Annotated in this window: 9 protein-coding genes; 7 read left to right on the forward strand and 2 right to left on the reverse strand. The window is 64.9% G+C overall.

The genetic code is table 11. The annotated features are described in order from the left end of the window. Positions 1-37: 37 nt before the first annotated feature. From VKZ87_RS09415 to VKZ87_RS09430, 4 genes are all read left to right on the forward strand, one after another. Positions 38-1285, forward strand: coding sequence for a pentapeptide repeat-containing protein (locus tag VKZ87_RS09415; protein ID WP_324220996.1), 1248 nt, complete (start codon positions 38-40; stop codon positions 1283-1285). Between the two features lie 196 nt (positions 1286-1481). Beyond that, a complete protein-coding gene (locus VKZ87_RS09420) occupies positions 1482-3014 on the forward strand; it encodes an acyl-CoA carboxylase subunit beta (protein ID WP_324220997.1) in 1533 nt (510 codons plus the stop codon). Positions 3015-3025: 11 nt separating this feature from the next. Beyond that, on the forward strand, positions 3026-5029 hold the full coding sequence (locus VKZ87_RS09425; protein ID WP_324220998.1) for an acetyl/propionyl/methylcrotonyl-CoA carboxylase subunit alpha: 2004 nt from the start codon (positions 3026-3028) through the stop codon (positions 5027-5029). A gap of 23 nt (positions 5030-5052) precedes the next feature. Then, the gene (locus VKZ87_RS09430) at positions 5053-6219 is read left to right on the forward strand and encodes a benzoate/H(+) symporter BenE family transporter (RefSeq protein WP_324220999.1); all 1167 of its coding nucleotides are present in this window, start codon (positions 5053-5055) and stop codon (positions 6217-6219) included. Here the strand turns inward: VKZ87_RS09430 and recG are convergent, their stop codons facing one another. Continuing rightward, positions 6220-8328, reverse strand: a complete 2109-nt coding sequence (gene recG / locus VKZ87_RS09435; RefSeq protein WP_324221000.1) for an ATP-dependent DNA helicase RecG — start codon at positions 8326-8328, stop codon at positions 6220-6222. 78 nt (positions 8329-8406) lie between these two features. Here recG and VKZ87_RS09440 point away from each other — a divergent pair, with 78 nt between their 5' ends. Together VKZ87_RS09440 and mfd are read left to right on the forward strand one after the other, a co-directional pair. Then, positions 8407-8685 carry a succinate dehydrogenase assembly factor 2 gene (locus VKZ87_RS09440; protein WP_324221001.1) on the forward strand — a complete coding sequence of 93 codons (279 nt, stop codon included), beginning with the start codon at positions 8407-8409 and terminating at the stop codon, positions 8683-8685. A gap of 4 nt (positions 8686-8689) precedes the next feature. After that, positions 8690-12226 (forward strand): transcription-repair coupling factor, encoded by a 3537-nt coding sequence (gene mfd, locus VKZ87_RS09445; RefSeq protein ID WP_324221002.1) that lies wholly within the window; start codon positions 8690-8692, stop codon positions 12224-12226. 23 nt (positions 12227-12249) lie between these two features. Here the strand turns inward: mfd and VKZ87_RS09450 are convergent, their stop codons facing one another. Then, positions 12250-12894 carry a DsbA family oxidoreductase gene (locus tag VKZ87_RS09450; protein ID WP_324221003.1) on the reverse strand — a complete coding sequence of 215 codons (645 nt, stop codon included), beginning with the start codon at positions 12892-12894 and terminating at the stop codon, positions 12250-12252. A gap of 94 nt (positions 12895-12988) precedes the next feature. Between VKZ87_RS09450 and VKZ87_RS09455 the strand changes: the two genes are divergently transcribed. After that, entirely contained in the window at positions 12989-13750 is a 762-nt protein-coding gene (locus tag VKZ87_RS09455; RefSeq protein WP_324221004.1) for an SDR family oxidoreductase, read from the forward strand. Position 13751 lies beyond the last annotated feature (1 nt).

Raw genomic sequence — 13751 nt, forward strand, 5'->3', positions numbered from 1 at the left:
TGCAACTGGAATTTCCTGGCCTCGGGGGGAGGCCGCCATGGTCAGTTCGAACATGCAGACTCGCCAACGGCCGAAGGTTGGATACGGCGAGTTGCTGGCGACTATCGCGGATCACGAGAAATATCGGCAGCGGCTGCCCGGCGGCCGGCGTGCGATATTCCAGTTCCGCGATCTCTCGCATTTGACTATGGCCGGCGTCGATCTTTCCGGCGCCGATTTCACCGGCTGCAACCTTCAATCGGTCAATTTCTCCGACACCAATCTGAGCAATGCCGTCCTGTATGGCGCCGACCTCCGTGGCGCGATCATGCAGGGCGCGAGGCTGGACCGTGCCGACCTGCGTGGGGCCTCGCTGCGCGGTGCGGACCTGACAGGCGCGCGACTGCAGGATGCGGACATGCGCGACGGGGTGATTGCCGAGCGCGATCAGCGGGGCAATGTCCAGTTCAAGAAGCCGGACCATGACTCGGTCGATCTGGGCGGAGCACGTCTGGTGGCTGCCGACCTGACCGGTGCCAACCTCACCGGCGTTGCGGCCGGTCGCACCGATTTCACCGATGCGATCATGGTGAACTGTGTGCTGACGCGGGCCAATCTCACCGCAGCCAAGCTGGACGGCGCCAATCTCTCCGGCGCCGATCTGAGCGGCGCCAACCTGAAAGATGCGCAACTGCGCGGCGCCGTGATGGTGGGCGTGAAACTCGAGAAGGCGGTTCTGGCCGGCGCGGACACCCAGGGGGCGCTCGATGACACTCCCCGCGGACGGCCGCTGGCGGAACTCGGCGTGCCCATCGAGGAGGCCTTCCGGCTCTATCGCCTGTGGGTGGAAACCGGAGGACGGCAGGGCAGGCTGTTCGACTTCAATCATCTTGACCTGCGCCATATCGGTCCGAGGCCTGGAATCGTGCTTACCGGCGCCAATCTGGAAGGCGTGGTCCTGCAGGGCCTCAATCTGGAGCGGGCGTCACTGCAGGGCGCCAAGCTGATGGAAGCCGATCTGCGGGATTGCAATCTGGTTGGTGCCGACCTGCGCGGCGCCAATCTGACCTCGGCTTTGCTGGTCAGAACGGATCTGCGAGATGCCGATCTGGGGCCGCTGATCCTCGGTCCGGGTCGCCTCCACCCTGTCAACCTGACCCGCAGCCAGTTGCGCAGCGCCGACCTGCGCGGCGCCAGGCTGCGGCAGGCCTGGCTGGACGAAGCCGATCTCTCCAGGGCGCTGCTGGAAGGCGCCGATCTTTCCGACGCCCGGTTGCCGCACCTCGCCAGCCGGGTAGTGCAGTAAATCCGCCGAACGGCGGGTCTGCCGCTTCAATATCCTCCCCGTAACTGCTTGAATATCCGGGCTCGATACGCAGCCCCGGGCTATTTTGCCGCGCCTGTCGATATGCTATTGAGCCCGGCACAATTGTCATTGCCGTGTCATGCTCTGGCCGAGCGTTCCTTTCGGCCATCGTTCCGCTGATCGTTCGGGGAGTTTCATGCAGGACATTATCCGCCAGTTGGAAGAAAAGCGCGCCCAGGCCCGCCAGGGCGGCGGGGCCAAACGTGTCGAGGCGCAGCATGCCAAGGGCAAGCTGACGGCGCGTGAACGGCTGGAACTGCTGCTCGATCCCGGCTCCTTCGAGGAGTGGGACATGTTCGTGGAGCATGACTGCACTGATTTCGGCATGGCCGAGCAGAAGACGCCGGGCGACGGCGTGGTGACCGGCTACGGTACCATCAATGGCCGACCGGTCTTCGTCTTCAGCCAGGATTTCACGGTGTTCGGCGGTTCGCTCTCCGCCGCCCATGCAGGCAAGATCTGCAAGATTATGGACACGGCCATGAAGGTTGGCGCCCCGGTGATCGGACTCAACGATTCCGGCGGCGCGCGCATCCAGGAAGGCGTCGACAGCCTCGCCGGTTATGCCGAGGTGTTCCAGCGCAACGTACTCGCATCAGGCGTCGTGCCGCAGATTTCCGTCATCATGGGGCCCTGCGCGGGCGGCGCGGTCTATTCCCCGGCGATGACCGACTTCATCTTCATGGTGAAGGACAGCAGCTACATGTTCGTCACCGGCCCCGATGTGGTGAAGACGGTGACGCAGGAGGTCGTGACCCAGGAGCAGCTCGGCGGCGCGATCACCCATACGACCAAGTCTTCGGTTGCCGACAACGCCTTCGAGAACGATGTCGAGGCGCTGGCGCAGACGCGGCGGCTGTTCGATTTCCTGCCTCTGAGCAACCGGGAGAAGCCGCCGGTGCGTGAGACCTGGGATCCGATCACCCGGCAGGAGGCCTCGCTCGACACCCTGGTTCCGCCGAATCCGAACAAGCCCTATGACATGAAGGAGTTGATCGAGAAGGTGGTCGACGAGGGCGACTTCTTCGAGATCCAGCCGAATTACGCCAAGAACATCATCATCGGTCTCGCCCGCATCGGCGGCCAGACGGTCGGCATCGTCGCCAATCAGCCGATGGTGCTGGCCGGCTGCCTCGACATCGATTCCAGCCGCAAGGGCGCGCGCTTCGTGCGCTTCTGCGACTGCTACGACATCCCGATCGTCACCTTCGTCGACGTCCCCGGCTTCCTGCCCGGAACGGCGCAGGAATACGGCGGCATCATCAAGCACGGTGCCAAGCTGCTCTTCGCCTATGCCGAGGCAACCACGCCGAAGGTCACCGTGATCACCCGCAAGGCCTATGGCGGCGCCTATGACGTCATGGCCTCCAAGCATCTGCGAGGCGACCTGAATTATGCCTGGCCCACGGCCGAGATCGCGGTGATGGGGCCGAAGGGCGCGGTGGAGATCATCTTCCGCTCCGAGATCGGCGATGCCGAGAAGATCGCGGCCCGTACGGAAGAGTACCGCCAGAAGTTCGCCAATCCCTTCGTCGCCGGCCATCGCGGCTTTATCGACGATGTGATCATGCCGCATAACACGCGCTTCCGGATTGCCCGCTCGCTCGCCATGCTGCGCGACAAGAAGCTGGAGAATCCCTGGAAGAAGCACGACAACATTCCGCTGTGAGATCGCCGGTCATGGCCAACAAGCTGTTCGACAAGATTCTGATTGCCAATCGCGGCGAAATTGCCTGCCGCGTCATCAAGACCTGCCGCAAGCTCGGCATCAAGACGGTGGCGGTCTACTCCGATGCCGATGACGGCGCGCTGCATATGCGTATGGCTGATGAGGCCGTGCATATCGGTCCGGCCCCCGCAGCCGAAAGTTATCTGGTGATCGAGAAGATCGTCGATGCCTGCAGGAAGACCGGCGCGCAGGCGGTCCATCCGGGCTATGGTTTCCTTTCGGAGAATCGCAAGTTCGCCGCTGCCCTGAAGGAGGCCGGGATCACTTTCATCGGTCCGAATCCCGAGGCGATTTACGCCATGGGCGACAAGATCGAGTCGAAGAAGCTGGCGCAGAAAGCCGGCGTCTCGACGGTGCCGGGATATCTCGGCGCCATCGCCTCGACCGAGGAAGCCGTCAAGATTGCCACCGAGATCGGCTTTCCGGTGATGATCAAGGCCTCGGCCGGCGGCGGCGGCAAGGGCATGCGCATCGCCTATTCGAAGGAGGAGGTGGCGCAGGGCTTCTCCTCGGCCACGAACGAGGCGAAAAACTCGTTCGGCGATGACCGGGTCTTCATCGAAAAATACATCGAGCAGCCGCGCCATATCGAAATCCAGGTGCTGGGCGACAAGCTCGGCAACGTGATCTATCTGGGCGAGCGTGAATGCTCGATCCAGCGCCGACACCAGAAGGTAATCGAGGAGGCGCCGAGCCCGTTCCTCGACGAGAAGACCCGCAAGGCGATGGGGGAGCAGGCGGTCGCTCTGGCGAAAGCCGTCAACTATGACAGTGCCGGCACCGTGGAATTCATCGTCGGCGGCAAGGACAGGAAATTCTACTTCCTCGAGATGAACACCCGCCTGCAGGTCGAGCATCCGGTGACCGAGCTGATCACCGGGATCGATCTGGTCGAGCAGATGATCCGCGTCGCAGCCGGCGAGACCCTGTCGATCCGGCAGGAGGATGTGAAGCTGAACGGCTGGGCCATCGAGGCGCGCATCTACGCGGAAGACCCGCTGCGTGGCTTCCTGCCCAGCACGGGCCGGCTTGCCCGCTGGCGCACCGCGCCGGAGTCCGACGTGATCCGCAATGATACCGGCGTGGTCGAGGGCAGCGAGATCAGCATGTTCTATGACCCGATGATCTCTAAGCTGTGTTCCTACGGGAAGGACCGCGACGAGGCCGTTTCGACCCTTTCGGCTGCTCTCGACGAAACCTGGATCGCCGGCATCGGCCACAATGTGAACTTCCTCTCGGCGGTGCTGGACCATCCGCGCTTCCGGTCGGGCGACATTTCGACCAATTTCATCGCCGAGGAATGGCCGAATGGCTTCGGCGGCACGGTTCTGCCGGAGGAGCGCCAGAACGCCATGCTGGCGGTGGCGGCGCTGCTGCATATCCGCAACGAATTCCGCGCCCGTCATCTTGGCGGCAAGCTGGGCCTGCCGGAATGGCAGCCGGGCGCCGACTGGGTCGCCTTTCTGAACAAGGCCGAATACAAGCTGCGCGTCACCAATGCCGAAGGGGGCATCGACGTCAAGGTCGGCAAGGGCAAGCTGCTCAAGGTGCGCAGCGACTGGAAGCCGGGTGAACCCTTCTTCCGCGGCAGCGTGAACGGCCAGTCCGTGGTGGCGCGCGTGGCGCCCCGCCCGGATGGCGTCCGCGTCGTGCATGGCGGAGCCGAGCTCGATATCGCCGTGCGCACGCCGCGCGCTGCCGAGCTGGCGCGGCTGATGCCGGAGAAGCTGCCGCCCGACATGTCGAAGTTCCTGCTGTGCCCGATGCCGGGCCTGGTGGTTTCGATCAACGTCTCGGAAGGCGAGCCGGTCAAGGCCGGGCAGGCGCTGGCCGTGGTGGAAGCCATGAAGATGGAGAACGTCCTGCGCGCCGAACGCGATGGTACGGTGAAGAAGATCAACGCCAAGAAGGGCGACAGTCTGGCGGTGGATCAGGTGATCCTGGAGTTTGCCTGATCCGGAGCGCCTCTGCGCCTCCCATGCTGAAGGACATCTCTCCACAGACCGTGTCGGCCGGCCTGCTGTCGGCCTTTGTCGGCTTTGCGTCATCCTTTGCCGTCATCGCGCAGGGCCTGAACGCTGTTGGCGCCAGCCAGGCGCAGGCTGCGTCCGGGCTTATGGCACTGTCCATATCCATGGGCCTGTGCGCGATCTGGCTGAGTCTGCGGACGCGGCTGCCGATCAGCATTGCCTGGTCCACGCCGGGCGGCGCGCTTCTGGCGACGACGGGAGCCGTTGAGGGCGGCTTCAGTGCCGCTGTCGGTGCCTTTCTCGTGTCCGGGCTGCTGATCGTGCTGGCGGGATCCTGGCCGCGGCTCGGCCGCTGGGTTGCTGCGATTCCGCCGGCTCTGGCCAACGCCATGCTGGCGGGCGTGCTGCTCGGCCTCTGTCTCGCGCCGGTCAGGGCGGTGGCGGAAATGCCGCTGGCGGGTCTGGCCATTGTCGTCACCTGGGCCGTGGTGGCGAAATTCCGGCGGCTCTATGCTGTGCCGGCCGCCGTGATCGTCACGCTCGGCCTGATTGCGGTTACGGCGTCGGTCTCGCCGGACTCCCTTGGATCGATCTGGCCGGATCCGGTTCCCGTGACTCCGGCATTCTCCCTTGCCGCCCTGATCGGCATTGCCCTGCCGCTGTTCATCGTCACGATGGCATCGCAGAACATTCCCGGCATGGCGGTGCTGCATGCCAATGACTATCGCCCCGAGGCCGGTCCACTCTTCCGCGCGACCGGACTCTTCAGCATTGCGGCCGCGCCATTCGGCGGCCATGCCGTCAATCTGGCTGCGATCACCGCCGCGCTCTGCGCCGGTCCCGACGCGCACCCCGATCCGGCGAAACGATACTGGGCCGCGGTGATCGCCGGCGTCTTCTATGTGATCTTCGGGCTGTTCGCCGCGGCGGCCACGGCGTTTATCAGCGCCTCGCCCCCGGTCCTCATCCAGGCCGTCGCAGGCCTGGCGCTGCTGGGCGCGTTCGGCTCGGCCCTGATGGCGGCGCTCGCGGATGCGCGGGACAGGGAAGCGGCAGTCATTACGTTCCTCGTCACCGGCTCCGGTCTGGGTTTCTTCGGCATCAGCGGCGCCTTCTGGGGCTTGATCGCCGGCGGTGCGGTGCTGGCCCTGACGCGCTGGAAGCGGGCCAGCTGATCAGCCCGATTGCAGATACTGGATCGCGGAGTCGCGCTCGAACAGGTAGAGCAGCACCCGCAGGGCCTGGCCACGTTCGGAAGCCAGCTTCGGATCGCGTTCGAGGATCAGCCGCGCATCGTCCCGCGCCGCGGCGAGGAGATCGGCATGGGCGACGAGGTCCGCCAGCCTGAATTCGGGTAGGCCGCTCTGGCGGGTTCCCAGCACCTCGCCGGCGCCGCGCAGACGCAGGTCTTCCTCGGCAATCCGGAACCCGTCATCGGTCTCGCGCAGAATCTTCAGACGCGCCTTGGCGGTTTCGCCCAAGGGGCCGGAATAGACCAGCAGACAGGCGCCCGGCCGGCCGCCGCGACCGACGCGGCCACGCAGCTGATGCAGCTGGGCAAGGCCGAAGCGCTCGGCATGCTCGATGACGATCAGGGTGGCTTCCGGAACATCGACGCCGACCTCGATGACGGTGGTGGCGACCAGCAGCCTGGCCGCACCGCTGGCGAAAGCCGCCATGGCGGCATCCTTCTCCGCGCTACTCATCTTGCCATGTACGAGGGCTACGCTGCCTTCGCCGAATTCCGGCTCCAAGGCCATACGCAGGGAGGAATGTCGCTCTGCGGCGGCGGCGAGGTCGCTCTGTTCGCTTTCTTCCACGAGAGGGCACACCCAGTAAACCCGTTCGCCGGCGGCAATCTTCCGCTTTACGGCTGCAACGACGTCGAGGAAGCGGTCGGCCGCGACCGTGCGGGTATCCACCGGGGTGCGGCCCGGCGGTTTCTCCGTCAGCTTCGAGACGTCCATGTCGCCATAGGCCGTCAGCGCCAGGGTGCGCGGGATCGGCGTCGCTGTCATGACCAGCACATCGACGCCGCCCTTGTCCCGTTGTCCCTTGGCGGCAAGGCCGAGCCGCTGGCCGACGCCGAACCGGTGCTGTTCGTCGATGACGGCAAGGGCGAGGTCATGGAAAACGACGTCGTCCTGGAAAAGCGCATGCGTGCCGATCAGGATGTCGATTTCGCCGCCGGCCAGCCGTTCCAGCAAAGCGGTGCGTGCCTTGCCCTTGTCTCGGCCGGTGAGCAGCGCGAGCCGCGCACCGAGTTTCTCGCAGTAGGGCGCGAGCGTCTCGGCATGCTGGCGCGCCAGAATTTCGGTCGGCGCCATCAGAGCCGCCTGCGCGCCGGCCTCCACGGCGAGCAGCATGGCATTCAGTGCCACCATGGTCTTGCCGCTGCCGACATCGCCCTGCAGCAGGCGCAGCATGCGCCGGTCGGACGCCATGTCGCCGGCAATCTCCGCATTGGCCTGCCGCTGCGCATTGGTCAGCGGCCAGGGCAGCAGGGTTTCCAGCCTGTCCCGCAGGCGGCCATCGCCCTGCAGCGGACGCCCCGAGAGCCGTTTCAGCCGCCGGCGCACGAGCAGCAGCGCCAGCTGGTTGGACAGCAATTCGTCATAGGCAAGACGCTGGCGTGCCGGGCAGTCGGGTTCCAGATCAGAGGGTGTTTCCGGCCGGTGTGCGGCCAACAGAGCCTCGCGCCAGCCCGGCCAGCGCTGCTTCTTCTGCCAGGCGGGATCGAGCCATTCCGGCAGATCGGGCAGTCGTGCCAGCGCACCATCGATGATCTTGGCCAGCGTGCGCGGTGCCAGTCCTGCGGTGAGCGGATAGACCGGTTCGACACTGGCGAGCTGCGCGATTTCCTCGGCGGTGCCGGTGCGATCGGGATGCGTCATCTGCACCTGGCCGTCGAACAGCTCGATCTGGCCGCTGACGATGCGCACCTCGCCTTCGGGCAGGCTGCGTTTCAGGAATTCCTCGCGTCCGTTGAAGAAGACCAGGGTGATCCGACCACTGCCGTCATGGCCGAGGATCTTGTAGGGCAGCCGCGGATTGCGCGGCGGCTGGTGACGGTCAACGGTGATCTCGATGGTCGCGATCCGGCCGGGTTCAGCCTCGGCGATGCGCGGCCGGTAGCGACGGTCGATAAGCGCCGACGGCAGATGCCACCAGAGATCCAGCACCCTGCCGCCCGCCAGCTTCTCCACCAGCGGCGCCAGCCGTGGCCCACAGCCCTTCAGGCTGGTGGTCGGGGCAAAGGCGGGAAACAGCGATTCCGGGCGCATGGCGGGAGAAATTTCGGCGGAAACCTTGAGAATCCTGAGAGGAGGGTACTATATCCTGCCGCTATTCCGGAGACACCCATGACTGAAGCCCTACGCGAGGATATCGAGACCCGTCGCAAACGTCTGCTGCACCGCAGCCGTTATACGGGCATGAAGGAAACCGACATCCTACTGGGCGGCTTCGCGGCCCAGCATCTGCCGACTTTCAGCGAACGCGAGCTCGACCTCTACGAGAACCTGCTGGAGAATTACCCTGATCCCCAGATCTATGCCTGGGCGATCGGGCGCGACCCCGTTCCGCCGCATCTCGACAGCGGCGTGATGAAGCTGCTCAGGGCCTACAAGGTACCCGTATAGGACCATGACCTTCCTGCTGCCGGATATCCTGTCCCGGCCGGGGCGCTGGGCACTGGCCGGCGCGCCGGAAGGGCAGGATGCGCGCCTGCTGGTCGCGCTGGCAGCCAGGCAGAAGCTGGGGGGCGTGCTGCATGTCTGCCGCGACGACGCGCGCATGGCAACGCTGGAGGCCGCGCTTCGCTTCTTTGCGCCGGAACTGATCGTCCTCACCCTGCCGGCTTGGGATTGCCAGCCGTATGACCGCGTGTCGCCCAATGCGGAGATCGCTGCGCGGCGCATGGATACGCTCAATCGCCTCAGCGGCGAACGGCCCGATGCGCCCTGGCTACTGCTGACCACGGTGAATGCCGCCCTGCAGCGCATGCCGGGTATGGACTACCTGCGGGGCACGGGGTTCTCCGCCGCCAGGGGCGCGCGGGTAAAGCCGGAAAGCCTGGTGGCCTATCTAACTGGCAACGGCTACAGCCGTGTTTCGACCGTGATGGAGCCGGGCGAGTTTGCGGTACGCGGCGGTCTGGTGGATCTGTTTCCGCCAGGTTCGGACGCGCCGTATCGTCTCGATTTCTTCGGTGACGAGGTCGAGAACATTCGCCGCTTCGATCCTGCAACCCAGCGGACCATCGACAGCGTCGGGGAGCTATCGCTCACCGCCATGAGCGAGGTGCCGCTGGATGAAGAGGCGATTGCACGCTTCCGCAGCGGCTATCGCGAACTCTTCGGCACGGTGACCAAGGAGGATCCGCTTTACGAGGCCGTCTCGGCCGGTCGTCGTCAGATCGGCATGGAGCACTGGCTGCCGCTGTTCTTCGAGACACTCTCGACCGTCTTCGACTATATGCCGCAGGCGGCGGTGACGCTCGATCCGCTGACATCCGAATCTGCCGATGAGCGGTTCAAGGCGATCGCCGATCATTACGATGCCCGTCGTGCGGCGATGAAGCGCGGACTGGAGGAGGGCGGCGCGCCCTACAAGCCGCTGCCTCCGGACCGCCTGTATCTGACGGCGGGTGAATGGGCGCGGCGACTGGAGAAATTCCCGGTCGGACAGCTGCATCCTTTCGAGGCCGTCGGCGGCGGCGAGACCATCGTTGTCGACATGGGCGGCCGGCCGGGCCGTGACTTTGCCCCGGAACGGGCCCAGGCGGGCCAGGCGGCGGAGAAGAAAACTGCGTCGGTAGATGTCTACGAGGCGCTCGGCGGGCATCTGGCGAAGCAGGTCGGGCAGGGACGGCGCATCCTGTTCGCCACTTTCTCGGCCGGCGCCCGCGATCGTCTGGCTCTGGTGCTCAAGGATCACGGGATCGAGACGCCGCAGCCGATTGAGACGGCCGCCGAACTTGATGCGCTTCCGAAAAGCGTGGCGGCGATTACGGTCCTGCCGATCGAGCATGGCTTTGAAGCCGCAGATCTCTGCGTTGTCGCTGAACAGGACATCCTCGGCGACCGTCTGGTCCGCCCACGGCAGAAGAAGCGGCGGGCGGAGAACTTCATCGCCCAGGCCAGTGCGCTGCAGCCGGGCGATTTCGTGGTTCATATCGATCACGGTATCGGCCAATACAAGGACCTGGTGACGCTGGATATCGCCGGCGCGCCGCATGACTGCCTGCTGCTGCATTACGACGGCGGTGATCGGCTCTATCTGCCGGTCGAGAATATCGAGATGCTGTCCCGCTACGGTTCGCCCGAGGCGGAAGTGACGCTCGACAAGCTGGGCGGCGTCGCCTGGCAGAACCGCAAGGCGCGCATGAAGCAGCGCCTGAAGGACATGGCGGGCGAGCTGATGAAGGTGGCGGCCCAGCGCGAATTGCGGCAGGGCGAGCGGGTTCTGCCGCCTGACGGATTGTTCGAGGAATTCTGCGCACGTTTCCCCTATGAGGAAACCGACGATCAGGCGCGTGCCATCGAGGAGACGCTGGACGACCTCGCCAGCGGCAAGCCGATGGATCGGCTGGTCTGCGGCGATGTCGGTTTCGGGAAGACCGAGGTGGCGCTGCGAGCGGCCTTTGTCGCCGCCATGGCGGGACAGCAGGTGGCGCTGGTCTGTCCGACGACCCTGCTGTGCCGCCAGCATTACCGCACCTTCGTGCAGCGCTTCCAGGGCCTGCCGGTTCGTATCGAGCAGCTGTCCCGCATGGTGCCGGCCAAAACGGCGACCAAAGCCAAGCAGGGGCTGAAGGATGGCGATGTCGATATCGTCGTTGGCACCCATGCGCTGCTTTCGAAAAGCATCGAGTTCAAGCGGCTTGGCCTGCTGATCATCGACGAGGAGCAGCATTTCGGCGTCAAGCACAAGGAACGCCTGAAACAGCTCAAAGCCGAGGTGCATGTGCTGACCATGTCAGCGACGCCGATTCCGCGCACCCTGCAGCTGGCACTGTCAGGTGTCCGCGAGCTGAGCCTGATTGCAACCCCGCCGGTCGACCGGCTGGCCGTACGCACCTATGTGACGCCCTTCGATCCGGTGGTGATCCGCGAGGCATTGCTGCGCGAGCATTTCCGCGGCGGCCAGAGCTTTTTCGTCTGCCCCCGCATCGAGTTTCTCGACACCGCCATGGCCTTCATCCGCGACCATGTGCCGGAACTGAAGGCCGTGGTCGCCCATGGCCAGCTGGCGCCGACCGAGCTGGATGACGTGATGAATGCCTTCTATGACCGGCGCTACGACGTGCTGGTCGCCACGAATATCGTGGAAAGCGGTTTGGACATCCCCTCTGCCAATACGCTGGTGGTCTATCGCGCGGACCTGTTCGGCCTTGCCCAGATGTACCAGCTTCGCGGTCGCGTGGGACGCTCAAAACTGCGCGCCTATGCCTATTTCACCTATCAGCCTGGCCGGATGCTGAATCCCGCAGCCGAGCAGCGGCTGCGCGTCCTGCAAAGCCTCGATACGCTGGGCGCCGGCTTCAGCCTCGCCTCGCATGATCTGGACCTGCGCGGCGCCGGCAATCTGCTGGGCGAGGAGCAGTCAGGGCACATCCGCGAGGTTGGCTTCGAGCTCTATCAGGAGCTGCTGCAGGAGGCGATCATCGAGGCCCGCGCGGCAGCCCGCGGAGAAACCGGACTAGAGACCGGAAAATGGTCGCCGCAGATTCAGATCGGTACGGCAGTCCTGATTCCCGAAAGCTATGTTGCCGACCTCAATCTTCGCATGCAGTTGTATCGCCGGCTGGCCGATCTGGAGGGGCGCGCCGAGATCGATGCATTCGCGGCCGAGATGATCGACCGCTTCGGGCCGCTGCCGAAGGAAGTGCAGCATCTGCTGGACATCGTGGCGATCAAGAAGCATTGCCGCGATGCCAACATCATGAAGATCGAGGCCGGTCCGAAGGGGGCGACACTCAGCTTCCGCGACAATAGCTTCCCGGATCCGGCGGGGCTTGTGCAGTTCATCCAGTCCGAGCGCGGCAAGGCCAAGCTGCGGCCCGATCACAAGGTGGTTTTCATCCAGGACTGGCCGGAGCCGGAGGATCGCCTGAAAGGCGTCCTGCATATCGCCTCGCGTCTCGGCGAGATTGCCGCCAGGGCGAAGAAGGCGGCCTGACGGCGGCGCGGCAAAGCTGCAGGTCAGGCGCCCTGCTGCGACATTTCGGACGCAAGCTTGTCGATCACCTGCAGCAGCGCCTCGGGATCCTGTGCGCCGGGCACGCCGTAGCGCCGTTCGAAGATGAAGAACGGCACTCCGGTGATACCCAGCTCCCGCGCCATCTGGTCCTCGGAGCGGATCAGGTCGGCATCCTGCTCCTCATCCAGCAGGGACTTGATCAATGCGCCATCGAGCCCTTCGGCCTCTGCGGCATCGGCCAGCACCTGATGGTCGCCGATATCCTGACCTTCGAGGAAATAGAGCCGGAAAAGCCGCTCGACCAGTTCATGCTGGACTCCCGCGCCAAGCGCCCAGTGCAGCACGCTGTGCGCGGCTAGCGTGTTCGGCGTGCGCTTGATGCCTTCGAAATCGAAAGCGATGCCTTCCTTGGCGCCTTCACCGGCAACCCGGGCATAGATTTCCTTCGCCCGTGCAGGTCCGCCGAACTTGGCTTCCAGATAGCTTTTGCGGTCGGCACCTTCCTTCGGCATGTCGGGATTCAGCTGGAATGGTCGCCAGCCAATCTCGAAGTCGATATGGGGCCGCTGCGCCATGGCCTTTTCGAGGCGGCGCTTGCCGATGAAACACCAGGGGCAGACAACGTCGGAGACGATTTCGATGCGCATGCCAGAACGGTAGCGCAGAGGGACGCTCCCGGCCAGCCCCTTGACCGTTTTTGCCGGAACCCCGACCATCTGCGCCGGTCAGCAGGAGGAATCGATGCGTGCAGGGATCAGTCTGAAGGACAAGGTGGCGGTGGTAACGGGCGCCTCCAGCGGTCTGGGCGAGCAGTTTGCCTTGGTGCTCAGCGAGGCAGGCGCCCGGGTCGCGCTGGCGGCCCGCCGGACCGACCGGCTGGAAGCGCTGGCCGGGCGGATCAGATCCGCCGGCGGTGAGGCCATCACAGTCCGACTCGATGTGAACGACCAGGCGAATATCGAGGCTGCCTTTGCCGAGATTTCCGCGAAACTGGGCGGCGTGGATATCCTGGTGAACAATTCAGGCGTCAGCCGGCAGGCCCGCATCACCGATACCACGCCGGACGATTTCGACTTCGTGATGAACACAAATGTGAAGGGCGCCTTCTTCGTGGCGCAGGCCGCGGCAAAGGACATGATCGCCCGCAAGGTGCCGGGCCGCATCATCAACATCGCCTCGGTCGCCGGTCTGCGGGTCCTCAGCCAGCTGTCGGTCTACTGCATGTCAAAGGCGGCTGTGGTGCAGATGACCAAGGCGATGGCGCTGGAATGGGCCCGCTACGGCATCAATACGAATGCCATCTGCCCGGGCTATATCGAGACCGAGATCAATCGCGATCACTGGGCTACGCCGGGCGGGCAGAAGCTCATTGCAATGCTGCCGCGCCGCCGGGTCGGCGAGCCGAAGGATCTGGACGGCACCCTGCTGCTGCTGGCCTCTGACGAGGCACGCTTCATCAACGGGGCAATCATTGCGGCGGATGACGGGCTGTCGGTCACCTGAT

The sequence above is a fragment of the Ferrovibrio sp. genome (genome assembly GCF_035304305.1).
Lineage (GTDB): Bacteria > Pseudomonadota > Alphaproteobacteria > Ferrovibrionales > Ferrovibrionaceae > Ferrovibrio.

Coding starts and splice junctions, on each gene's coding strand:
- VKZ87_RS09415 (WP_324220996.1), top strand. CDS start 38: ATGGTCAGTTCGAACATGCAGACTCGCCAACGGCCGAAGGTTGGATAC.
- VKZ87_RS09420 (WP_324220997.1), top strand. CDS start 1,482: ATGCAGGACATTATCCGCCAGTTGGAAGAAAAGCGCGCCCAGGCCCGC.
- VKZ87_RS09425 (WP_324220998.1), top strand. CDS start 3,026: ATGGCCAACAAGCTGTTCGACAAGATTCTGATTGCCAATCGCGGCGAA.
- VKZ87_RS09430 (WP_324220999.1), top strand. CDS start 5,053: ATGCTGAAGGACATCTCTCCACAGACCGTGTCGGCCGGCCTGCTGTCG.
- recG (WP_324221000.1), bottom strand. CDS start 8,328: ATGCGCCCGGAATCGCTGTTTCCCGCCTTTGCCCCGACCACCAGCCTG.
- VKZ87_RS09440 (WP_324221001.1), top strand. CDS start 8,407: ATGACTGAAGCCCTACGCGAGGATATCGAGACCCGTCGCAAACGTCTG.
- mfd (WP_324221002.1), top strand. CDS start 8,690: ATGACCTTCCTGCTGCCGGATATCCTGTCCCGGCCGGGGCGCTGGGCA.
- VKZ87_RS09450 (WP_324221003.1), bottom strand. CDS start 12,894: ATGCGCATCGAAATCGTCTCCGACGTTGTCTGCCCCTGGTGTTTCATC.
- VKZ87_RS09455 (WP_324221004.1), top strand. CDS start 12,989: ATGCGTGCAGGGATCAGTCTGAAGGACAAGGTGGCGGTGGTAACGGGC.